The sequence below is a fragment of the Paenibacillus sp. FSL P2-0322 genome, from assembly GCF_037975315.1.
In the GTDB taxonomy this organism is placed as follows: domain Bacteria; phylum Bacillota; class Bacilli; order Paenibacillales; family Paenibacillaceae; genus Paenibacillus; species Paenibacillus polymyxa_B.
This window is the reverse complement of record NZ_CP150243.1, coordinates 2324114-2346624: the sequence shown is the minus strand read 5'-3', so window position 1 is coordinate 2346624 and position 22511 is coordinate 2324114. Positions and strand designations below refer to the sequence as shown.

General features: G+C 46.2%; 21 protein-coding genes and 1 other annotated feature. Of the genes, 7 read left to right on the top strand and 14 right to left on the bottom strand.

Features of this window, described 5'->3' with window-relative positions; translation table 11 throughout:
* Positions 1-167: 167 nt before the first annotated feature.
* From MKY24_RS10540 to MKY24_RS10520, 5 genes are all read right to left on the bottom strand, one after another.
* Positions 168-443 (bottom strand): WXG100 family type VII secretion target, encoded by a 276-nt coding sequence (locus MKY24_RS10540; protein WP_013309990.1) that lies wholly within the window; start codon positions 441-443, stop codon positions 168-170.
* 248 nt (positions 444-691) lie between these two features.
* On the bottom strand, positions 692-1228 hold the full coding sequence (locus MKY24_RS10535) for a WXG100 family type VII secretion target (RefSeq protein ID WP_023988266.1): 537 nt from the start codon (positions 1226-1228) through the stop codon (positions 692-694).
* 5 nt (positions 1229-1233) lie between these two features.
* On the bottom strand, positions 1234-2076 hold the full coding sequence (locus MKY24_RS10530) for a hypothetical protein (protein WP_068940682.1): 843 nt from the start codon (positions 2074-2076) through the stop codon (positions 1234-1236).
* A 16-nt stretch (positions 2077-2092) separates the two neighbouring features.
* Entirely contained in the window at positions 2093-6088 is a 3996-nt protein-coding gene (gene essC, locus MKY24_RS10525) for a type VII secretion protein EssC (RefSeq protein WP_339201904.1), read from the bottom strand.
* A 67-nt stretch (positions 6089-6155) separates the two neighbouring features.
* The gene (locus tag MKY24_RS10520; protein ID WP_023988263.1) at positions 6156-6476 is read right to left on the bottom strand and encodes a hypothetical protein; all 321 of its coding nucleotides are present in this window, start codon (positions 6474-6476) and stop codon (positions 6156-6158) included.
* Between the two features lie 389 nt (positions 6477-6865).
* Here MKY24_RS10520 and MKY24_RS10515 point away from each other — a divergent pair, with 389 nt between their 5' ends.
* A complete protein-coding gene (locus MKY24_RS10515) occupies positions 6866-7105 on the top strand; it encodes a hypothetical protein (protein WP_013370782.1) in 240 nt (79 codons plus the stop codon).
* Positions 7106-7233: 128 nt separating this feature from the next.
* Here MKY24_RS10515 and MKY24_RS10510 read toward each other — a convergent pair whose 3' ends face one another.
* Positions 7234-7383, bottom strand: a complete 150-nt coding sequence (locus MKY24_RS10510; RefSeq protein WP_023988262.1) for a hypothetical protein — start codon at positions 7381-7383, stop codon at positions 7234-7236.
* 216 nt (positions 7384-7599) lie between these two features.
* Between MKY24_RS10510 and MKY24_RS10505 the strand changes: the two genes are divergently transcribed.
* On the top strand, positions 7600-8619 hold the full coding sequence (locus tag MKY24_RS10505) for a hypothetical protein (protein WP_023988261.1): 1020 nt from the start codon (positions 7600-7602) through the stop codon (positions 8617-8619).
* Between the two features lie 118 nt (positions 8620-8737).
* On the opposite strand, the gene MKY24_RS10500 is transcribed toward MKY24_RS10505, so the two are convergent.
* The 3 genes from MKY24_RS10500 to MKY24_RS10490 all read right to left on the bottom strand — a co-directional run bounded on the left by MKY24_RS10500 (position 8738) and on the right by MKY24_RS10490 (position 11337).
* The gene (locus tag MKY24_RS10500; protein WP_023988260.1) at positions 8738-9076 is read right to left on the bottom strand and encodes a L,D-transpeptidase; all 339 of its coding nucleotides are present in this window, start codon (positions 9074-9076) and stop codon (positions 8738-8740) included.
* Positions 9077-9158: 82 nt separating this feature from the next.
* On the bottom strand, positions 9159-10256 hold the full coding sequence (gene rsgA / locus MKY24_RS10495; RefSeq protein WP_025719067.1) for a ribosome small subunit-dependent GTPase A: 1098 nt from the start codon (positions 10254-10256) through the stop codon (positions 9159-9161).
* Positions 10257-10740: 484 nt separating this feature from the next.
* Positions 10741-11337 carry a metalloregulator ArsR/SmtB family transcription factor gene (locus MKY24_RS10490; RefSeq protein ID WP_068940675.1) on the bottom strand — a complete coding sequence of 199 codons (597 nt, stop codon included), beginning with the start codon at positions 11335-11337 and terminating at the stop codon, positions 10741-10743.
* 295 nt (positions 11338-11632) lie between these two features.
* Here MKY24_RS10490 and MKY24_RS10485 point away from each other — a divergent pair, with 295 nt between their 5' ends.
* The 3 genes from MKY24_RS10485 (at position 11633) to MKY24_RS10475 (ending at position 13698) form a co-directional block, all read left to right on the top strand.
* On the top strand, positions 11633-12604 hold the full coding sequence (locus MKY24_RS10485; protein WP_023988257.1) for a YpdA family putative bacillithiol disulfide reductase: 972 nt from the start codon (positions 11633-11635) through the stop codon (positions 12602-12604).
* Positions 12605-12626: 22 nt separating this feature from the next.
* Complete coding sequence (locus MKY24_RS10480; protein WP_013309978.1) at positions 12627-13070, top strand: DUF441 domain-containing protein; 444 nt, start codon at positions 12627-12629, stop codon at positions 13068-13070.
* A 115-nt stretch (positions 13071-13185) separates the two neighbouring features.
* Complete coding sequence (locus MKY24_RS10475; protein WP_023988256.1) at positions 13186-13698, top strand: hypothetical protein; 513 nt, start codon at positions 13186-13188, stop codon at positions 13696-13698.
* A 133-nt stretch (positions 13699-13831) separates the two neighbouring features.
* Here the strand turns inward: MKY24_RS10475 and MKY24_RS10470 are convergent, their stop codons facing one another.
* Positions 13832-14134, bottom strand: coding sequence for a HesB/YadR/YfhF family protein (locus tag MKY24_RS10470; protein WP_013309976.1), 303 nt, complete (start codon positions 14132-14134; stop codon positions 13832-13834).
* Between the two features lie 348 nt (positions 14135-14482).
* Positions 14483-14668 carry a hypothetical protein gene (locus MKY24_RS10465; protein ID WP_226887697.1) on the bottom strand — a complete coding sequence of 62 codons (186 nt, stop codon included), beginning with the start codon at positions 14666-14668 and terminating at the stop codon, positions 14483-14485.
* A 50-nt stretch (positions 14669-14718) separates the two neighbouring features.
* On the opposite strand from MKY24_RS10465, the gene MKY24_RS10460 reads away from it, so the two are divergent.
* Complete coding sequence (locus MKY24_RS10460) at positions 14719-16476, top strand: ABC transporter transmembrane domain-containing protein (RefSeq protein ID WP_023988255.1); 1758 nt, start codon at positions 14719-14721, stop codon at positions 16474-16476.
* Entirely contained in the window at positions 16476-18557 is a 2082-nt protein-coding gene (locus tag MKY24_RS10455; RefSeq protein ID WP_339201902.1) for an ABC transporter ATP-binding protein, read from the top strand. Before MKY24_RS10460 ends, MKY24_RS10455 begins: the two co-directional genes overlap by 1 nt.
* 125 nt (positions 18558-18682) lie before the next feature.
* Here MKY24_RS10455 and MKY24_RS10450 read toward each other — a convergent pair whose 3' ends face one another.
* From MKY24_RS10450 to MKY24_RS10440, 3 genes are all read right to left on the bottom strand, one after another.
* Positions 18683-19651, bottom strand: a complete 969-nt coding sequence (locus MKY24_RS10450; protein ID WP_053325275.1) for an S-layer homology domain-containing protein — start codon at positions 19649-19651, stop codon at positions 18683-18685.
* Between the two features lie 264 nt (positions 19652-19915).
* Complete coding sequence (gene argS / locus MKY24_RS10445; protein WP_053325274.1) at positions 19916-21643, bottom strand: arginine--tRNA ligase; 1728 nt, start codon at positions 21641-21643, stop codon at positions 19916-19918.
* Positions 21644-21702: 59 nt separating this feature from the next.
* Positions 21703-21961, bottom strand: a binding site (T-box leader).
* A gap of 77 nt (positions 21962-22038) precedes the next feature.
* Positions 22039-22368, bottom strand: coding sequence for a four-helix bundle copper-binding protein (locus MKY24_RS10440; RefSeq protein WP_023988251.1), 330 nt, complete (start codon positions 22366-22368; stop codon positions 22039-22041).
* Positions 22369-22511 lie beyond the last annotated feature (143 nt).

Genomic DNA, 22511 nt, shown 5'->3' with positions numbered 1-22511 from the left:
TAGTTTTCCTCACCTTATTATATACATCTATGGATGGCAAGAAAACCGGGTATCCGAAGATCGCCCGGTTTTTCCTGAACATCCTGTGCCAAACCGTGAGGAATGGCTCACATATTGCTTCTTATAGAGTGGTATATGACAAGTTAATGCCTATCAGGCAAGGCAACTTATTTCGTTTGGTCAACCGTACGGAATTTGTTAGCGATAGCTGTCAATTCTTGGCTGATGCTGTTCAAAGTCGTTACGAAAGCTTGCATTTGTTTGCTAGCTTCCTGAAACTCTTGGAAGAAGCGTTGTTTAGTCATACCTTCCCATTGACCTTCCATACCTGAGATGGACTGTGTCAAACTGGAAACGATCTGTTGGCTTTGCTCACCACTTTGTTTAAATTGGTTAGCCACCTGATCAACCTGTTCTGGGGTAATTAAAATGCGTCCTGCCATTTTTTGCGTCCTCCTTGATGATAAAAATGTTTTTGTTTTATCTAGTTCAAATTGTACTATGGCTATTTAATTCCCTACAAAAGGCAAAGGACCTAATTGTAACAATCCCACTTTTTAACTATAAAACAGCACCTAACAGTATAATATTAACAAAACAACCACCTAATAAGTCCCATAAAGTCGGGAACTGCGAAACGAATCAAGTAAATTTTGCAGTCGATCCAGATTGTCCCGGAACGCGATCCCAACTAAGCGACAGGCTGATCTCTTGTTGTAGACGGATCAGTAAAATACCAATCCTGCGGACTGCTAGAAGACGCCTGCATCAGAATATCCTGATGCAACGTTTCTACATCCGAAGACTGTACACCAGCAATGGCATGTACGACAGACTGCGGGTTTGAAATCAGACTGCCTGTTTCCGAAGCTTGCCCAGGCAGAATAGACGGTGATTGCTGATTCGACCAATCGAGCATTGTGACGGGTCGTCCCAATGGTTGGCTGGCAAATGACAGAATCGTTTGATAGTTGTGATCAACAGACTGAAATTGCTCTGCCTTTCGGTTCAGTTGTGTACCTGATGTATGGAGGTAAGCATGGATCTGTTCTGACATCCGCTTGGCCTGCATCCAATGATTCAAGATCGCCTCGCGTGCAGATACATCCCAATCCAGCGATTGTAACGCCTGCTCCAAACCTGCTGTTAACTGTTGAATTTGCTCCGCCGCATGCTGTAGCTGCCCGCTAAGCCCCCGAAGCACATCCGGTTCAACTCGAATGCGCATATCCATCACCCTTCTTCTGTCACTTCTTCATTCACTGCCGACTGTTTCAACCAATTTAATAATAAATCCACAAACTGATCCCTTGAAGCCATAGCTGCAATCAGCCAGTCTCCGTTACCACTTGAGCTCATCCGAAATATCCAGTTCATTGCAGGACACAGGACAAAGGCTGCCCGTTGTGATTCCCACTCCCTGCCGTTCCATACCAGCAATTGCAGTTCTCCTTCGGCTACACGAGAACTCAAAGACTGAGCCAGTCTTGCAGCCCCCTCTGCATCTCCGCTAGCCTCGGTCAGTTTACTGCTGATCAGAGACACACTTTCTCCTGCCGATTGCTCGTAAATTTTATTAAATGCCTGCTTGGAGAACATAAGTGCGGGGGATTCAGGCACAAGTCGATCTACCCAACCCATTTTATCAATCAATGTCTCGCAAGCCTTTTCCACATTTCCCAGATCGTACAGTCGATACTCATCGGGTTCATCAGCGGATTTCACGAGTTCCACTACACGCTCGTTCGTGCAATGGAGATAGCCTTCAAACCGCTTACCTCCCCGCACATAGCGTATACGGCAAGCCCTGTTGGATAATCCCGCGATAGCGACTCTTGAAAAAACGGTAGGAGGCATTGCTAGCTCTTTGCCCTTATCTACCCGCTTTAGATACCCCTTTTCCAAAAGAGTAGCTTTTACCTGCTCCCACTCTTCCGCCAACTCCTCTGCTAGATAGCCCTTAAACGGATCTTCCACCCCAAGCAGTCTGTCAGAACCCAGTACGCCTGCCAGAAAAAACAGTTCCTTCGCCTTGAGGGTTATTAACTTCTGCTTGGAAGCTTGAAACGTTAACATTATGAGCCACCTCCCTTCAAACTACAACATGCCATCGGTCACGAATTTTCGTTATCCAATCCTCACAGCTCACTTGCTCTGAGAAGGGAATTGCCGCTTTTATCCTGGTAAATTTGCGCCGTACGTAGTATCCCTGCCCAGGTGGCAGGACTTTTAGGCCACCAGCAGCGGCGTTCGCCTCCGAATAAGGGATACGAAAGAACGATAGATCATTCGAATCTAGTGTTCCAAATAGCATACCGCTTTGGCTTGCCTTGACATCATTAAACCAGTCCACACCAAAGGTAGGGAAATCAGATGGCACACCCGAGAGCACGACATGCACATTGCGATCACGTCCCAACCGTACAATGGCAGAGAGCTGATCCTTTATCATAAAATCGTTCAGTTGCTTACTTAACATATCCGCATCATCAATGACCAGTAGCAATTCGGGATCATTCCCCTCCTTGTTCCGCTGTTGAACGATATCATACACTTTCTGTACCAGAGGTCCCATTTCTTCCTCGCTTTCGGCAGCAGCCTTAACATGAGGAAGATGCCGTAATCTAGATAGTCCTCCGCCTCCATAGCGTGTATCGATCGTATAGACTTCCAATTGATCGGGTGATGTGTAATAAGCAAGCGATATAATCCAGCTCATTAGAAAAGAGGTTTTTCCACCCTCCATTGGACTACCCACTATAAAATTGGGCCCTTCTTTCAGATTCAGGAGAAAAGGCTCAAGATCGTCACTCTGTAGACCTACAGGTACTTCATAAGGAAGTGCACCCGATGGTCCACTTGTTCGATCCCACTGCTGAAGCAGTTCCGACAGTGGAATCCGCTCAGGTAATGGGAGGATGGCTGGTGCGTGCTTGCCTTTCCATTCGTGCACAATGCCAGCAATATTGCGGCGTAACCGTGCTGATCGCTCCGCCTCATCTTCTCCTGGTGAAGGCAATGCCGTCTGGAACTCCAGCGGAGGAACATGCCCTTTAACCAGAGCGCGGCCTGGAATTAACGGTCCTGGCGTTTTGGCTGGTCGTCCTACCGCATAGTAATAGTCACTCGGGTCGGACATTTCAAAAGAAACAGCATTCGGTATGTTACTGCGGAATTTCTCAAACACATCGGTAATCCGATTCGCTGTAATGATAAACGTAATACCTAGACTGCCTCCTTCTCGCAAAAGAGATTCCAGCAGTTCATTTTCATCTGGATAAGCATTACGGAAATTAAGATATCCATCAATAACTACGACAATTTGCGGAATATCCTCAACAGCAGAACGTCGATAAGAGCTTATTGTTTTGACACCAGCCTCGGAAAGCATTTCCTTGCGTACGGCCACCATCTTGAACAGATAACGGAACAGTCGCTTGATCCGGTCATCCTCCTCAGCCATCATAACAGCCCCGATTTGGGGAAGTTCCCCAAAGTCGCGCATCGTTCGACCCATATCAATGATATACCCGTTCCAATGATTCGCTGCAAAACGCTGAGCCGTGGACATCAGCAATGTATGCAAAAAGGTCGTTTTTCCCATGCCCGGCATGCCATACACAGCCCAATGACCATGATCCAGCGATGCATAAATTGGCTCCTGCCGCTGATTCGGCAAATCATCCACCAGACCAATAAGAGCCTTCAGCTCCAAAGGTGATGATGTACTATCTATTTCGGTGCATGCCGGCAGATTTGTTAAATCCAGCAATTCAGGCAGCGGTGGAAGCCACGGTCCCTGAAGTCGTTCGATCCCTGCCTTAGCAGCCTCATTCGCAATATAATCAATAAATACTTGAAGCTGTTTAGGGGCTTCTTCTCCTTTTAAGCCTGAGCTTGCCCGTTCGCCGCCCGTCAGTAGCGCTTCACGTTTCCCGTTCAGTCTCACTTCATGTACAGGTAGTGCAGAAGAAATATCGCTGTTGCCTATATACGGCGCACCACTCCAAGCAAACTGCATCTCTTCAAACACCTCGTCGCTACCCACCTGGAAATACCCTCGTCCCGGCTTCGTAATCCACGCGGCATTCGGTATTTTCAACATGTCACGGCTATCACCTTCGCTTTGCACCCGTAAACAGATGCGGAATCTGGAGTTACTCCAGATCTTATCATCTACGACACCTGCGGGCTTTTGCGTCGCCAAAATCAAATGGACACCTAGTGTCCGCCCAATCGCGGCAATACTGATTAGCTCGTCCATAAACTCTGGCTGATCTCGCTTTAATTGTGCAAATTCATCAATAATAATAACCAGATGAGGCAGCGGTTGTTCCTGCCGCTGCCGGAGTAGTCTGTAATATTCATCAATATGCTGTAAATTGCCTGCATCGTTCAATATCTTCTGTCGACGAACCAGTTCTGCTTTAAGAGATATTTTGGCACGTTCAATCAAATTATTGTCCAAGTTCGTGATCGTACCCACAACATGCGGCAAGTTAACGAACGTGTTGGACATGCCTCCACCCTTGTAATCGATCAGCATAAAAGCAAGATCATGCGGATGAAACTCGGCAGCAAGCGAGGCTACGATGGACTGGATAACCTCACTCTTCCCTGAACCCGTTGTACCGGCGATCAAGCCATGGGGACCATGTCCTTGACGCTCTATCTTATCATGCAGGTTAATCATAATCCTCTTACCGCCTGCTCGCACGCCCATCGGCACAGGTAAGGTATCGGGATGGCGGTTACGTCGCCACCGATCTGCCACGTCCAGTTCTTCCACACTCGCTACGCTCATCATATCAAACAGAGGTAGCACAGCGGGAATGTCAGAAGCAGAGGAACGCTTCAAGCGAATAGGAGCCATGTACCTCGCCAATGCATCGGCTTCCTCTTTTGACAAACGATCCGGTTTAAAACTTTGCTGTTCAACCTCCGCCGATTCTGATTTGCGGGCATATACGCCCTGCTCTTTGGAAGCCTCCACAATCAGCTGACACTGCATCGGCAAAGCCTCTTTACGAGAAGCCAGCACAATCGTACACGCATCAATGGCTCGACCGTCCTCCAGTAACAACGGCAGCAACGGTTCTTCCTCAATCAGCTGGGTGTCAGATAAAACAACGATATAACACGGGACTTCCATTCCTTTGCCCTGGCGATCATTGCGATTATTTTTACGACGGTTCAGTCTGGCAAACAGAAAATCAGCTAATTGATGTGCACTGCTACTGCGGTCTGACATCATTCTCTGGATGCGGTCATCATCCCACACATGTGGGAGCCAGCGCATCCAAGTCCATTCACTTTCCTCTCGCTCGTCATAGAAGGAAGCAATTTTCACTTCATCTGGCGAGTGACGAACCGTCACCTGTGCCAAAATGACTCTTAACGCAGCAAGGGTATGCTCCCGGTCGCCGACCAATCCAACCACTTTGGATTGAAACAGCGGTAATGCAATGGAAGCAGCGTCTACCAGACGAAATTCCTCTTCCAGCTCATCCGCAGCTCCCAACAAAGGATCTCGGTCATAACCATCTGGACGTGGAATTTGCAATTTAATATGAAAGGGAACTTGTCCAGTCCCAATACGCACCTGCAAAAAGTCCTCATCCTCCGGTGATCGTTCCCAGAGTGAACTATTGCGGTTTTTGACGATTTGAGTGCATATTTGCGGGTCACCGTGAATTTCATATAGTGTGCGAATTTGCTCCTCGCGTTTCATTTCAAGTTCTTCACGATGCTTTTGAAGCTGTTCCCGGTACATCCGGTCCCGTTCCTCCAGATTGCGCTTGTATTCCTTCTTATTATTTAAATAGACGAAAAAAGGAATCGTATAAGATGTAAGCATCATGACCACAGTGACCATCTGGAACATCAAATAGTTACTGTTACCCATCTTGCCTGTTTTGCTCATATATACGTAAAAGCCTATAGTCACCAACGTCATCATTAACGGAATAAGTATAGATATAATAGAAAAAGACGGCTTGCTCGGCTCAGCCGGAGGCCGTAAAATCTCCAGCTTCTCCTCTCGGAGCGCCGGCCTTAATCTCGGGGATCGCTGGTATAATGCATTCAAGACAAAAGTCCCCCTTTTCGCTTACTATTTCATTTTACCAAGGTTTCATATAATTTCATGTGTGTATTTACCCATTTTTTTCACTTTGAAACAGAGAACGCCTTCCATACACAGGCGCTTCGTCCTGAGTTGTCGAAAAAGCGCGCTGAATACGCACAGTACAGCCTTCCCGTAAGCCTGATCCTGTGAGTAGCTGGTTATCCCCCACCCTGAACCAAAGCCCTTCCGGGAACTTTGCTTCCATAATATATTGCATGCCTTCCGCCGGAGGCTCGCCGAAAATGCGCACACCCAGCATCAACTTTAAATGTTCCACCGAGTATTCATCAGCTACCTCGATGTCAAACCACTCTGTTTCCTGTCGTCCTGAAAGCACGGTCAGGATCATCTGTCATCCCTCCCGATCCTTAATATATGGCAAAGTTCACGCAAAAAGCCTATTTCAACGGAAATATGGCTATCGTAACTGTAGCATCCGACTATTAGACTGTCAATTTGTTACAAAATACCCACTCTAAAAATAAAACAGCGACTTTAGTCATATTCTCTCACATTAGTAGAGTCATTGGTATCAATAATATGTATTTAATCGTTTCTAATACGGCTATATACGTCATTTTGTCGATTAGTTAGAACTAAATTCGATTATTCCCTAGATTGTTGTGAACACTTTGTAAATTTTTCAGACCTTTATGTTTTTATAAGGTGTTTTTAAGGTAATTTTAAGAAACGGGCACTACAATAAAGCCATGAAATAACTCAGGCGAGGTGATTTTTGTGAGAACATTAATTACATTTCAAAACAAACGTATTCCCGTATACTTCAATCAAGAAAATAAGCAACCGGTACAAAAAACTTTAAAACTTCTAAGTAACACTTTGGAGAATAAAATCTCCAGCGGCAAACGTGCCCTTCAAAAATGTCTTAACTCTTTGATCAGTATAGAGATTGTCGGTTGTGAAGCCATCCTGCATAGCGTTAGTGAAAATGATTCATTGGCATTGTCCCTCTATTAAGAGGGACTTTTTTTTGTCCACATTAGACACAAAAAAGAGAGGGGCATTTCAGCACCCTCTCCATATCAGCAGCTTTGAAACATGATACATGTGACTTACCGCAGCTTATGCATTTGATCAGACTCTATTTAAAGTATTCTGCGATAACCTTTTTTACCGCCTCGTTCCTTATTCTGCGCCTTCTCAATCCGTATTCTAAACAGTTCTAGTAAATTAGCGCGTGTATGCTCTTCCCGGCAGTTGTCCAGCTTTTTTAAGATAAAACGGTCAATGGACATATGACTCAGGCTCCTTTACAGCAAGCTGCCCCTGCTTTTCAAGGGGATGATCAGGCTATCCATTTTTAACCATTCTGTACGTTGTTTAAACAGGTACGTTCCTTATAGGATAAAGCAGACGGGATTACATACCCTTTAATTAGGGTAAATACATAAAGTTTCGAAAATTTTATCACGTTAAGCCTGGAAGCTATGGACAAGGAGCGAGCAGAAACCATGAGTAAACACATGATTACTAAAATAGGCTGGAACCTTTTATGTGCATTCTTAATCCTAACGATGCTGGCTGCATGCAGCAGGGAAAAAGCTTCAACCCGGAGTATGGCCCAACATGAAGCTGAAGCACGTGCCTACACCGTAACGGGTAATCCCAACCAAGGCGCATCATCCCTTGATGAAAGAGCTGCCAATCATACACCTGTTCATCAGCAAGGCAGCAGCTATGTCGAAATATCAGGTGGCGTTAGCATTGATAAAAATACCGTGAAAGTTACAGGACATTCCAACCTCCCAGCCGGAGCACGGATCAAAGGGAATCTTGCGGTCAAAAACTCCCTGTTAACTGGGTACACGGATGAGACCACTATTCAAAAGGACGGAAGTTTTGTACTCCGAGTGCAACGCCCTGGAATACAGGGCAGTATGGATCTGACTGTTCTGTTCCGTCCGGATGACCAAGACAATGAAATACGAAATCTGTATGGCAGCGGTGGCAACAAGTTGGAAGGTCCTTATGTATATCAATACGAAGAAAACAAACAGCTTCTGCATGAAGTTCGGATTGGGGCTGAATTTGATCCTGAACAAGAACGCAATACCCCTTTAGTTAAGCCCGTCTGGAACAAACCTAAGGACTACGGTAGTCCTCAAGTGTGGATTAAGCCTGATGTGAAGCAAGAAGGTAACTATTATCATGTATATGCGCGCAGCAATTTGCTGGAAGGGTCGGACGTCAAACTCACGATTGATTTTCCGGGACGATGGCAGTTTGGCTACGATGATCAAACCAAAGTTATGCCTGACGGCTCCTTCAGCATGAGGGTCAAAAAGCCGAGCCTTGCCAACCGCTACACCATAGTCATAAGTTTCGAACCAAACGAAGATATGTGGACCAACGCCAAACAGGCATACGGTACACAAGGAGAACGTCTTTCGGGACCGTTAGTCAAATCCGCAGACGACAAAGAGGGCTCCAAACAGATTGAAGCCCGTATCCCTATCCAACCCAAATCGTAACTAAACGCAGCATCTAACTTAAAGTTACGGCCGTTCGCCATGAAATATACTTCACAGATACAGCCTATGACGCGGTATCCACGTCTGAGTAGATACAGAATCTAGTATCGTCTAGCCGCTACGGCTGTATCGTGACTGGCGTGCCTATACTTACCTTTTCCTGAAGCTCAAGCACATCCTTATTCTGCATTCGAATGCAGCCATGTGACACCATCTTGCCAATGGACCATGGCTCATTGGTGCCGTGAATGCCATAATGCGGCTTGGACAGCCCCATCCAGAACGCTCCGAAAGGGCCGCCGGGATTGGGCTGTTTGTTAATAATCGTAAATTGCCCATGCGGTGTCTGTGTAGCCAGCTTGCCAATACCGACTGGATAACTAAGAACAATCTGATCTCCATCTTTCAAATATAAACGACGATCCGATAAATCCACCACAATGCTGTAGTTCGGCATATATTCACCCCTTTATACCATATGCCGACTACAACATAGATTTTCTTATATTTTTACATTTGATGCTTCACTGCAGTTCGGCTTACCACTCCACATCACGTCGCCAGCCGCTTCGCTGATCCCTACGACCCGGGGTTGTGCTTGAACGGCTATCTTTCCTGCGCCGGTCTGCCTCCTTACGCGCCTGATATTCCAGTTCCCGCTGCATTTTGCGATAATTGTTCACTCTGGATTCCGACAATTCCCCTCTCTCTATAGCTTCCTCCACTGCACATCCAGCTTCGCCCTTATGCTTGCAATCTGCAAAACGGCACTGCTGCGCCGTTTCCATAATATCCGTAAAGGTATGAGCGACACCCATGGAATCATCCCACAGATTTAACTCGCGCATACCAGGTGTATCCAGCAAAACGGCTTGCTTTGCGATGGGAAAAAGCTGTCGGTGAGTGGTGGTGTGCCTGCCTCGACTGTCTTCCTCCCTCACATCCTGTGTCAGTTGAACTTCAGATCCGGAGAGCCAGTTTACTATCGTGGATTTTCCACTACCGGAAGAGCCTGTCAAAGCAACTGTACAGCCAGGTTGAAGAAACGCCTCCAGTTGCTCTCTGCCTTCGTTCTGCAAAGCAGAAATAACGATAACAGGTACACCAGGGGCAACTCCCTCCGCTTCAGCAACCCGTTGTTCGACATCTTCACAAAGATCACTCTTACTCAAAACGACAACCGGGTTTACCCCGCTGTTCCAAGCCATAATTAAATACCGTTCCAGTCTGCGCATATTAAAATCATGATTCAGCGCATTAACAAGGAACAACGTATCCACATTGGTAGCGATTAGCTGCTCCTTCGTCTCAAAGCCCGCGGCCTGTCTAGATATTCGACTTTTCCGTGGCAAGACGGCATGGATGACTGCATCCGACACTTCATCTGGCGTAGTGATTGCTAGCCAGTCCCCTACAGCAGGCATTTCCGCCGGATCGACAATAGCATGTCGTAGCTTACCTGAAGCCGCTCCCCAGCGTTCTCCATCCATTGTGATAAGCTTCACCTTTTGTCCATAATCGGCAATCAAGCGGGCAGGACGTACCTGTGTATTTCCTGCGCGTTCCTCAAAGCTTTGCTTCCATTGGTCCCAAAAACCGTTCCAGTAATCAGACCAACCGTATTCATGTATACTCATTGTTTTCCTCCTGAAATCATTATTATTTTTTTGATCGTAGTGTTATTCGATCGATCGGTATACATTTTTCTCCCCGCATGCAAACAACGCAAAAAATCCGCAGGGGTTTCCCTGCGGAGGGTATACGATTCAGGCCGATGTGATCCGTTCGTTCACTTAAGCAAGCAGTCTTCACAGACCACTCCCCAGAACCAGCAACTGGATAACAAGATGCCTAACCATAAAAAATCCGCAGGGAATCACTCCCTGCGGATTTCGTTGGTTCTACTGCCAACCAACTGCTAAGCCAAGACTATAGATCTATACAGTCTTTAACCGTGCATCGTCCGTGCGGGAGACAAGTCATTCTGCTGCTGAACCCATCCATTCATGTTCGTACGCATATAACATCGCCTCCTCCTAAAATTTCCTTTATCATACAAGTCCATCAATTGTCTGTCAAGGCTGCCCACGAAACTTTTTTGAAATCTTTGTCAAGTTTCGTTTAGTGTACTTGATCCCAGCGCGTCCACATCTCACGCGGGTTCAATTCGTACATTTCCCGTTCCCTGTACATAAACTGATGCATAATCAGCTCACGCCGAATCGTTGCAAAATCCTCATGGTATTGCTTGATCCACTCGTTTAATTCACGTTCAGGATACATGCGGCCTGGCTCCAGCTTTTCTGCCAGCATCTGAAGGACGATTAATTTTTTCTTATACTGCGCAGGGATTTGGCGCAACTTGCCGTCCTTGGAAAAAAAATTGCGTAAGACCGACGCCTCCAGCGTTTCATTCAACTCTGACATCTCTTCCTCCCCCTCTCCTTTTTCGAAAATAAATCGCACCGTCGCCTCGGCATGCTGCCGGATCAGCTCTGGATTCAGTGTAAAATACACCGTGTTTTTATCACGTCGTTCCTTAATCAGCCCAGCCTCACGGAGTTTGGAAGCATGATGTGTAACAGTCGGCTGAGACAAATTCAGCTTTTTCGCCAAAGCTTGGCCATGCATCTCCCCACGGGACAAAAGAAGTAATATTCGCATACGCGTTGGATCAGCAAGTGCTTTATGATAATTGACCATTTTATCCAGTTGCATCGTTATTGCACCTCTTTTCACTAGTACATACTTGCTATGCAAGCGAATTCAATCACATAAAATAGATATATATCTAATTATATGTTTACTAAAAGTAGCTGTCAATCTTCACCTTCCATCATCACTTTCTGAAAACGGCTGGATATTGTGTTCGCATTGCGGTAGGATTATTATTTGAAAACTTCTCACATACTGAGCTATTTGCTTCAATCCTGAGATCCGTTTTTAATCGTCAAAATAATGTTAACCCTACAAAACTGGCGTAATAAACCAATACAACTGGAGGTTCATCCAAATGTACGACGTAATCATTATCGGTGGTGGACCCTGCGGACTATCCGCTGCAATCGAATGCAGCCGCAGAGGTTTGCAAACTGTCATTATTGAAAAAAGCAACATCGTTCACTCCATTTTTCTGTATCCGACCAACATGCAGTTTTTTAGCACCGCCGAACTACTGGAAATCGGTGATGTTCCATTCAGCACCCCTAATGATAAACCTTTTCGTCATGAAGCACTGGCGTACTATCGTAAGGTAGCCACTCATTATAACTTGAACATTCAGCATTATGAGGAGGCCCAGTCCATTCATCGCCAGGATGACGGTACATTTACCGTACATACCCTGAGCAAAGGGGAAATAACCAAAACGTATTCGTCACGCTATGTCGTTGTGGCTACAGGATATTTTGATCATCCGAACTATTTGGGCATTCCTGGGGAACAATTGGATAAAGTCACGCACTATTTCAGCGAAGCCCATCCCTATACAGGAACCCGGGTCGCAGTCATCGGTGGCAGTAACTCTGCGGTAGATGCTGCAATGGAATTGGTGCGGGTCGGAGCTACGATTGATATGGTATATCGTCGAAGCGAGTTGTCCCAATACATCAAGCCGTGGGTTCGTCCACTGTTTGACAGTATGGTACAAAAAGGGAAGATCACGCTGCACTTAGGCGCACGTATTACCGAAATTCATCCAGACCATGTCGTAGTCACTCCGCTGGACACTGAAGCATTCCGGCTCGAAAATGATTTTGTACTGGCACTGACTGGATTTCACCCGGAGCGAAAACTACTGGAGTCTGTTGGCGTCCACATGGCTGAGGATCTGGACAAACCAGAATTTAATCCTGCCACGATGGAAACGAACATCCCAGGTATATATGTCGCTGGGGTCATCGCTTCAGGCAGCAATGCCAATGAAGTGTTTATTGAAACAGGCCGCTGGCACGGGCGACAAATCGCCGAACATATCCAAAGCTAAATAAACGAAGGAGAACATCTGTATGGATTACAGCTCACTTATCTTACTGGTATTGGCTGGTCTTGGGATTGTTAGTGGCAACTCTACCGTGACTATTGCCATGGTTGTATTACTGCTGCTGCGGGTAACCAGCTTTCATTCTGCTTTCCCCTGGCTTGAAAGGTATGGCCTGACAATCGGAATTATTATTTTGACGATTGGGGTCATGACCCCGCTAGCCAGCGGTAAAATCAGTATCAATCAGGTGATGGAGTCTTTCCTGCACTGGAAATCACTGCTCGCGATTGGTATCGGAATTTTGGTAGCCTATCTTGGCGGCCGCGGAGTAACTTTGATGTCTGGACAGCCCATTATTGTGACAGGTTTACTGATCGGGACCGTCATTGGCGTTGCCTTCTTTAAAGGAGTTCCTGTTGGACCTCTGATTGCTGCCGGATTGCTTTCCTTGTTAATCGGCCGCAGCTAAATTCGTACAACAAATATAGGAATAAATGATAGCAATCTGCATGTCGGGCTGAATTCAGTCCCGCTTTGTGGTATACTCATATCGCATAATTTGGTAAATGCAGGAGGCTTGACCGATGTCTCGACAATTTGTAACGGAAGCTGTAATGGTGGCTATATACGGCCAACTACTTACATCTCCCGCCCCTGTGGAATATATAGTGCCTTACACATCACTGCTAGAGCTATACGAATTCCAGGATAGCACAGAGCCGCTCATGGATAATCCTATGGACGATCAACATGTGAAGCGGAAGGTAAGCGAGTTGATCAGTTATTTTGAGGAACCGTTGAATCAGAAAAAAATTCGGCGTGCCCTTCAGATGCCTTGGGCCAAGAGCTTGCCTATTCTATTCGATGCCAATACATCACTCATTATCATTAATGCTGTTGATACTGCGCATTACGGAGAATATTTTGATCCAATTGAGACTGAACTAGTGTTGACAGCTCAACGTGAATCATTACCTATTCTGACGGATCAATTGGACTGGATCCACCGCATTATCGAAGCTTCCGTACCTGTACATGTGTACGACATTGATGATTTTGATTTTGCACTCGATGGCCCGATACTTAACAACCCTTAACATACGACATACCCGCCTTAACCACAAAAAAGCGGCGGAGCATCATGTACAGGTTCATCTCCTGTAACACGATACTCCACCGCTTTTCTTGTCCAAGAACAACTATTTGCACGCTATGATTGACAGTAGAGCGCTAAGCTTGTCCATCCTCAACATAGGTGTAAATAATGTCATCATGTTCCTCCAAATACTTAACTTCCAGATGATGGCCCTTCAGATACCAGTAATCCTGGTCCTCCATATAAAACGTAATGCCAGCCGCTTCATGCTGTAATACGGGGTGCTGCGGAGGCTCTACGGCAATTCCCAGAGAAAAGCCTGGATGCAACCCGCCGCCAGAGCTATAGCGAACAAAAAAACGGATCGAATCTCCACGATTCAAACTAAGCTCCTTAATGTACCACTGTGCCGCAGGTTCAGTTACCTGTATGCTCATACGTTATGCTCATCTCCTTGTACAATGACGTCTGCCAACTATATCATAGCATCTTTTAGAATGACCACCAACCGTCCCAACCCAGCGAGGTTCTTGGACAAGTCATATACATTTTTTTGAAAAAGGTTTGACAATTCGCAAAAAAGGGTGTTAAGATTCAACCATACGAGATCCATTTTGAAATTTATTACCAATTCGAACGATTACTCATGTTAGAATGAACCCATTTTGAGGAAGAAAGGAGTGTTACCGGTGCTAAAATTTCCTATTGCATTTTACCCACATCTACAAACACAACAACTTCATACCGGAGCATCTCCCCTGTCGCATCCTTCAGAATTGGGCCATTCACGTTGTATGGTTTAATACGAGTGGCTGCCTGCGTTTGAGCAGTTTTTCAGTGGTGAGTGTGCTGAAAATACCTGCGCGCCATATGATATTGAGATTTAGGGCATATCGTCTGCGGACGGTATGCCTTTTTTGCGCCTGTTGCCGGATCATATTTGTGGTAGCAAGTCGCTGTTGTTTCTTCAAAATGGTACACAACTCTCGAAAGAACTTGTCATGAAAGGATGGGATTCCTCTTGTTTTCGGTACTTAAAAATTTAAGCTGGTTTTTTAAAAGAGAACGAAGCCGATACTCCATTGGATTGTTTTTGCTGATAGCCGTTGGTGTGCTGGAGCTTGCTCCACCTCGGCTACTAGGTAGTGCCATTGATGAGATTGTGCGCGGTTCGATTTCCTGGTCCTCACTTTGGCGTTATATTTTGTACATCATAGGCATTCTAGCCGTCATCTACTACATTACGTACATATGGATGCACAAGCTGTTTGGTGGTGCCAATCTGGTGGAGCGCTTACTGCGCACACGCTTTATGAATCATCTACTGCGGATGACCCCTCCATTTTTTGAACGTAATCGTACTGGTGATCTGATGGCTCGTGCTACGAACGACCTTCGCTCCGTAGCAAGTACAGCGGGCTTCGGCATGCTGACACTGACAGACTCTACGGTCTATCTGAGCGTTGTATTAGTTGCCATGGGTACCCTAATCAGTTGGAAGTTGACACTGGCAGCTATCCTGCCCCTACCTTTTATTGCACTGGCTATGAGCATTTACGGTAAAGCCGTTCACGAGCGTTACACACTGGCACAAGATGCATTTGGTGATATGAACGATCAGGTGTTGGAATCCGTAGCAGGCATCCGAGTCATTCGCGCCTATGTGCAAGAGCGAATGGACGAAAAGCGTTTTGCTGATATTACCGACGATGTATTTCGTAAAAATCTGGCTGTCGCTCGGATGGATGCTCTCTTTGAACCAACGATTCGTTTATGTGTAGGACTTAGCTATGTCATTGGACTCGGTTATGGTATTTATCTGGTATTTCATAACGATATCACGCTAGGCGAATTGGTCTCCTTTAATATGTATCTAGGAATGATGATTTGGCCGATGTTTGCCATTGGAGAGCTGATTAACATTATGCAGCGCGGTAGCGCTTCCCTGGACCGGGTCAATGAAACTCTCGATGTCCAGCCAGACGTTCAGGATGCAGCTCAACCTGTTCCAGTGGACCGCCTCGAATCCATCAGGATGAAAGACGTTACCTTCCGTTACCCTACTTCTACTATTGACAATCTGTCACATGTGAGTCTGGAGCTCAAACGCGGAGAAACGCTAGGCGTCGTTGGTAGAACCGGCAGCGGGAAATCCACTCTGCTCAAACAGCTACTGCATGAATATCCGACGGGTAGCGGTGATATTTTAATCTCCGGCATACGTTTGGAGGACATTGCAGTAGAACAACTACACAGCTGGATCGGCTACGTGCCGCAAGAGCAAATTTTGTTTTCTAAATCGGTGCGCGAGAACATTCAGTTCGGGAAACCTCGTGCAGATGATGACGACATTATGGAAGCTATCCGTACAGCTGCCTTCGACCAGGATTTAGGTACCTTGTCTGATGGGCTGGATACACTGGTCGGAGAAAAAGGTATCGCCCTGTCCGGCGGCCAGAAGCAGCGTGTTTCGCTGGCACGCGCCTTTATCGGTGATCCGGATATTCTATTGCTCGACGATGCACTATCTGCAGTAGATGCCCGGACGGAAGCAAGGATTATTGACAATATCCGACGTAAGCGCTCGGGTAAAACAACCTTGATCTCCACCCACCGCCTCTCTGCTGTAGAACATGCAGACCGGATCGTCGTGCTGGAGCAAGGACGCATTATTGAGGAAGGGACCCACAGCGAGCTGCTTCAGGCTGACGGATGGTACCGACAACAGTATGAACGGCAACAAGTGGAATCTGATCTGACCTCAGGGGAGGTATCCTAATGAAACCTAATATCGGCAAAAGGCTATTCCAGTACGCGCTGACGAGCAAAGCAGGCTTTATTGCCGCTCTCATCGCTTTGGCTATCGGAGTAGCCGCCGAGCTCGCTGGTCCCTTCATCGCCAAAACGATGATTGACGACCATATGCTCGCTATTGAAAAACCATTTTATGAAACAACTAGTGTGGACGGAACTGTAAGCTATGCTGGAACCCACTTTAAGCGTGAAGATCGCTTTGAGTCCGGGGAGACCAAAGGTCGCGAAGCGAGGATTTTACAAGTTGGGAACTCTTTCGTATTTATCGATGGCTCGGTTAAAGTGGCTGACGGTAACCGCTCCTTTACGAACGGAACGCTGACTGTGACACGCGGCTCCGACACCTTTCGCTATGAAGCTAAGGCTCTGACAGCTGATGAACTGTATAGCTTTTACAAACCGGAAATGCCCGGTATCTTTCAGCTGATTGGCTGGTATTGCTTCTTCCTGATTATTTCCATTTTTGCTGAATTCGGCAAAACATACTGGCTGCAATCCTCGGCGAACAAGGTCATTCAAAAGCTTCGGCTTGATCTCTACGCGCACATCCAGCGGTTGCCAGTTTACTTTTTTGATAACTTGCCCGCAGGCAAAGTCGTATCCCGTGTTACGAATGACACTGAGGCAGTCAAAGATTTGTTTGTGGCTGTGCTCTCAAATTTCACTTCAGGGATTGTAACGATGGCAGGAGTATATGTTGCACTCTTTTTACTGGACTTCAGACTGGGTCTTATCTCTCTGTTTATTGTACCGTTACTGATCTTGTGGATTGTATTGTATCGCAAGGTCGCCACCCGCTATAATACGATCATTCGGTCCAGACTCAGTGAAATTAATGCGATTATCAATGAATCGATTCAAGGGATGTCCATCATTCGCGTATTCCGCCACCAGAAACAAACGCAGCAAGAGTTTGAAGAACTGAATGATGATTATATGAAGCATCAGAATAAAATGCTGAATTTGAACGCCTTCACCTCGCACAATTTAGTCAACGTGTTGAGAAATCTCGCCTTTGCCGTCGTGTTGTGGTATTTCGGATCTGAGGCGCTCGGAACTACAGGTAGTGCTGTTTCACTAGGCGTATTGTATGCCTTCGTCGATGTGCTGGGTCGACTGTTCCAACCTATGACGGGTATGGTCAACCAACTCGCCGTACTGGATACTTCCATCGTATCCTCAGGACGCGTATTTGAGTTGATGGACGAAACTGGAGAGCCGGTGACGGACGGCACGATGCCACGCTACAAAGGCCAGGTAGAGTTTAACGACGTTTCCTTTGCCTACAAAAAGGATGATGTACTTAAACATATTTCCTTTACTGCACAGCCCGGGCAAACAGTTGCCCTTGTCGGACATACCGGATCAGGCAAAAGTTCGATTATTAACCTGCTATTCCGGTTCTATGATCCGCAAAAAGGAACGATCACCATTGACGGAACATCTGTCAAAGACATCCCTAAGCAATGGCTTCGCCATCATATGGGTATTGTTCTTCAAGATCCATATTTGTTTACAGGTACGGTAGCCTCTAATGTCAGTCTCGAAGACAGCCGAATCACGAGAGAACAGGTGAATAAAGCGCTGCATGACGTTGGAGCCGACAAATTGCTGGCCCATTTGCCGCAAGGATTCGATGAGCCTGTTATTGAAAAAGGTAGCACTTTATCAGCCGGGCAACGCCAGCTTATTTCCTTCGCTCGTGCACTAGCCTTTGATCCCGCAATTTTAATTCTGGATGAAGCTACTGCCAATATTGACACCGAAACGGAAGCGCTCATCCAATCCGCTCTTGAGGTACTCAAGAAGGGACGTACGACCTTTATCATTGCTCACCGTTTGTCCACCATTCGCAGTGCGGACCAAATTTTGGTGCTTCATCGGGGTGAAATTGTTGAACGGGGCAGCCATGACGAACTTATGGCTCAAGGCGGTCGTTACTTCCAAATGTATCAGCTCCAGTCGGGAACAGTTGCAACAGATTCGGCTTCATCCTCTGCACATGCTGCGCAAGATGACCTACTTGCAAGCAAAGTCAGCATTTAAAGCTTGAATAGCCCTATTGCTTAGGGCTAACGATTAACATTTGGTATGAAAAAAACCAGCAAGTCTCCCCTACAAATTGGAGGCTCGCTGGTTTTATTTATATCTATAACATAGGGCTCGTAATTTTATTTAGCTACAGACGTGCCTGTTCCTGTGGGCGGAAGCACTGTTCCATCTACTGCTTTAAGCGTAACCTTATACTTGCTGTCTACCAATGTGCTTGTGTGGGTATCCGTAATGACCTGAATATTCATTTCCCCTGGCTTTGGACTAGTCAGCTTGTAGTAAATTACTGCATTCGTATCATCTACGTAGTCGATGTGATCCACTTCAATGCCGTAACCTGGATTAGGTGCCTGCAGACGGGTGATTGTCACTTTGTTCTGCTCGTCATTTGCCTTTTCTATACTCATACTAATGTTATTTTGTTGAACCGGATCTACAGGCTCAGCCGGATTTTCAGGAGTAGCTTCAACCGTTTTATGACTTTGTACAAATTCGGATGCGTTATAGACCATTTCTGCTGCCTCCATCCGCGTTACTTTACGATCCGGGTTAAAGTTGCTCTGTTCGTCCAATTTTGCAATTTTGGTCAATAGCAGGAATTGAACGGCTGCATTTGATTCCTGGTCTAGTTTTTTGCCATCCGCTACATTAATTAACATACGGACAGTTGGATATTCACCCGTTGCACTCACTGCTTTATACAGAATATTCGCAAATTGTTCTCTTGTCATACGGGTGCTTGGATCAATATCTGGTGACAAAGGGATTTGGTGTTGGGCTGCAATCCGATAGGACTGGGCATACCATGCAGAAGCCGGAATGTTTGCAAAGGAACCCGTTGTGAAATCAGGCATTACCTGAAGATCCATTGCACGAACAACCAAGTGTACTCCTTGTGCATACGTGAGCGTTTGATCCGGTGCAAATTTATCCTTGGTTATTCCTTGAATAATTCCTTTGTCCTGAAGTGAGTTTACGATCTTCTCCTGTTCAGCTCCCTTTATATCACGAAAAGCAGAGGCCGACGTAGCTACTGCCAATGAGCAGATGACAAGCAGGGCAGCTGTCACGCTTTTGTTCTTTTTCATGAGATACACCTCCATGTTTACTTTGCTTCTACACTTACCGACGCAATAAAAGCATCAAATGTTTCAAATATGCACAAATTGGTTGCAAAACAGTGGAATACCTGCGTTTAGTGTACCCGTCTAACTCTTTTCTGCTCACAATCTTTATACATACCCAAAAGTGCCTGTAACCGATTTATTTTTTTACAGTATTCCTTTGGAAGATCCAGGTCTGGGTAGCAGTCATCCCGCCAGCAAAAACTCGCTCCCCTTTGTTCGCTTTGCTTACATCCGATTCGGTGCTTTCAGACCAAGAAGTTGCAGCGCGCATGCCAGAATATCGGCAGTTTGTTCCGCCAACTGAATACGCCACTGTCCACCATCGACAATCCTTTCCTTGGCGTAAAAACGGTTAAACGCCTGGGCCGTATCCAATGCAAATCTCGCAATTACCGAAGGCTCCAGTTGGCGAACCGCACGTATCAGTTGTCCGTGATAGCGATCCAACTGCTTAAGCAGCGCCCAACCTGTGTCACCCAACATTCCATCCGATACGTCATTCAAATCACGAGAATGGCTATCTTGGACAAGGGCGTTGTCGCTAGAATTGGTATTATCAACATCGACGCGAGCGTGAGCTTTCTCCAGAAGGCTGCGTATGCGCGCATGAGTATACTGCACATAAGGCCCGGTCTCGCCTTCAAAGGTCAACGCCTCCTCCAACGAAAAATCCACTTCATTCAGCCGGTTGTTTTTTAAATCACCAAAAATAATCGCCCCGATACCAACGTCCTCAGCTACTGCCTGTTGTTCCTGCAAATCGGGGTTCTTCTGAGTAATGATGGCTTGAGCACGCGCTATAGCTTCATCCAGCACCTCCTCCAGTTTGACAACTTTTCCGCGTCTTGTGGACATTTTCTTACCCGCAAACCGCATTAATCCAAACGGCACATGCTCACATTGCTCCGCCCAAGCCTCCCCTGCATGCTTCAGCACCGCAAACACCTGCTGAAAATGCAACTTCTGTTCTCCACCAACGACGTACAGCAACCGATCAGCCTTCATCACTTCATGACGATAAATCGCTGTTGCCAGATCACGTGTCGGATAAATGGTGGTCCCATCCTTTTTTAGAATAAGACATGGAGGCAGTTCCTCGTCTTCCAGACGAACCACGAGCGCACCATCACTTTCCTCCAGCAATCCTTTTGCTCTTAATTGAGCAACAACTGCCTGCATCTTATCATTGTAAAAACTTTCTCCCAGCACATGGTCAAATGTAATGTTCAGACGCTGGTACATACGATCAAATTCACCCAGACTAACTTCAACAAAAAACTCCCATAGTTGTTGAGCCTCAGCATCCCCATGCTCCAAACGTCGGAACCACTCGCGGCCTTCATCCTCCAAAGTCGGATTATGCTCGGCCTCCTGATGAAAACGAACATATAGCTTCAGCGATTCACCAATCGGATCATGTTGTAGCTGCTCCTCATTTCCCCATCTTTTATAGGCCGCAATTTGCTTGCCAAACTGTGTTCCCCAATCCCCAAGATGATTCACACTAATTGGAACATATCCGGTTTCACCAAGAATACGATACAAGGCAGCACCGATAACAGTAGAGCGAAGATGACCGATACCAAACGGTTTGGCAATATTGGGCGAGGACATATCAATAACTACCCGCTGTCCGTGCCCGATATTGGGCCTGAGGAAATCGGCCTTGCTCAATTCAGCAAGCATAAGTGGAATATGAACAGATCGATCCAATGTTATATTTACATAGGCACCCGATGCTGAAGCAGTTAAACCTTCTTCATGATTCACTAGCTCCGCCAATTCCAGTGCAATGTGCTGTGGAGACTTTCGAAACTTTTTGGCCAGCACAAAACAGGGAAACGCCACATCTCCCCATTCAGGCTGCGGAGGCACCTCAAATAAAGATAAAATTTCTTTCTCCTCCAAGCCCGTATGGGCCAATATCGCTTGAGCAGCAATCCTCATCAACATGATCTCTCTCCTTCTTTTTATAGAATCTAACAAAAAAAGCCCCCGCCTCTTGAAATAATTCAAGAGACGAGAACTTCAATATCCCCGCGGTACCACTCTTCGTAAATCGGTTGTGCAGCTAAAGCTAACTTACACAAATCGCGATTTCACTCCAATGACTAATAACGGTGTCTGCCGAGCTGATCTACTAGAAATTCTGCTCGTTGGATCAACCGTCTCCCGGGTGCGCTTCACATCGGACCTCATACCGGCTTTCACCTCTTCCGGCTCGCTGTAATGATACGGCTCCGCTGCTACTCTCCCGTTCCATGACGTTAATTCCAATCATTATACAAACCTATTCAGTAGAAAGCAACCTATTATTTCCTCTTCAGGCACTAGTTCCATATATGTAATTACACTGCCACCAATTGGCGGCACGCCTGAACGCAACGACGGCAGGCTTCGGCACAATGCTTGCAATGATCATGGGAATGCTTGCTGCATTCAGCAGCACATACCTCACAGGCCTTGGCGCACAGCTCACAGATTTGCTCGGCAAAATCCGTTCCACGCTGCAGCATTTGAGCAGCAAATCCGCATATTTCTGCACATTCCCTACTCACTCGAATACATTCACGCAGCATAGCTAAATCATATTCCTTCAAACTCGCTACGTAACATACATTGCAAGCGTTCATACATTCCAGGCAAGCATCCACGCATTGTTGGTATGAATGATTCATATTACATTACCTCCCAGTTGTTGACCCTGCTGTACTATTACCCGCTGACCCTTGAGATTAATCATTTGATGTGCGCGCTTTCAATAAAATAAAAACAAAGTAATCCCGACTTATGTAAGGAAGTGTACTATATTCCAGTGTGC

What these genes read in the sequence shown, in the direction of transcription:
- MKY24_RS10540 (WP_013309990.1), bottom strand. Translation starts at nt 443, where the DNA reads ATGGCAGGACGCATTTTAATTACCCCAGAACAGGTTGATCAGGTGGCT.
- MKY24_RS10535 (WP_023988266.1), bottom strand. Translation starts at nt 1,228, where the DNA reads ATGCGCATTCGAGTTGAACCGGATGTGCTTCGGGGGCTTAGCGGGCAG.
- MKY24_RS10530 (WP_068940682.1), bottom strand. Translation starts at nt 2,076, where the DNA reads ATGTTAACGTTTCAAGCTTCCAAGCAGAAGTTAATAACCCTCAAGGCG.
- MKY24_RS10520 (WP_023988263.1), bottom strand. Translation starts at nt 6,476, where the DNA reads ATGATCCTGACCGTGCTTTCAGGACGACAGGAAACAGAGTGGTTTGAC.
- MKY24_RS10510 (WP_023988262.1), bottom strand. Translation starts at nt 7,383, where the DNA reads ATGTCCATTGACCGTTTTATCTTAAAAAAGCTGGACAACTGCCGGGAA.
- MKY24_RS10505 (WP_023988261.1), top strand. Translation starts at nt 7,600, where the DNA reads ATGAGTAAACACATGATTACTAAAATAGGCTGGAACCTTTTATGTGCA.
- MKY24_RS10500 (WP_023988260.1), bottom strand. Translation starts at nt 9,076, where the DNA reads ATGCCGAACTACAGCATTGTGGTGGATTTATCGGATCGTCGTTTATAT.
- rsgA (WP_025719067.1), bottom strand. Translation starts at nt 10,256, where the DNA reads ATGAGTATACATGAATACGGTTGGTCTGATTACTGGAACGGTTTTTGG.
- MKY24_RS10490 (WP_068940675.1), bottom strand. Translation starts at nt 11,337, where the DNA reads ATGCAACTGGATAAAATGGTCAATTATCATAAAGCACTTGCTGATCCA.
- MKY24_RS10485 (WP_023988257.1), top strand. Translation starts at nt 11,633, where the DNA reads ATGTACGACGTAATCATTATCGGTGGTGGACCCTGCGGACTATCCGCT.
- MKY24_RS10480 (WP_013309978.1), top strand. Translation starts at nt 12,627, where the DNA reads ATGGATTACAGCTCACTTATCTTACTGGTATTGGCTGGTCTTGGGATT.
- MKY24_RS10475 (WP_023988256.1), top strand. Translation starts at nt 13,186, where the DNA reads ATGTCTCGACAATTTGTAACGGAAGCTGTAATGGTGGCTATATACGGC.
- MKY24_RS10470 (WP_013309976.1), bottom strand. Translation starts at nt 14,134, where the DNA reads ATGAGCATACAGGTAACTGAACCTGCGGCACAGTGGTACATTAAGGAG.
- MKY24_RS10455 (WP_339201902.1), top strand. Translation starts at nt 16,476, where the DNA reads ATGAAACCTAATATCGGCAAAAGGCTATTCCAGTACGCGCTGACGAGC.
- MKY24_RS10450 (WP_053325275.1), bottom strand. Translation starts at nt 19,651, where the DNA reads ATGAAAAAGAACAAAAGCGTGACAGCTGCCCTGCTTGTCATCTGCTCA.
- argS (WP_053325274.1), bottom strand. Translation starts at nt 21,643, where the DNA reads ATGTTGATGAGGATTGCTGCTCAAGCGATATTGGCCCATACGGGCTTG.
- MKY24_RS10440 (WP_023988251.1), bottom strand. Translation starts at nt 22,368, where the DNA reads ATGAATCATTCATACCAACAATGCGTGGATGCTTGCCTGGAATGTATG.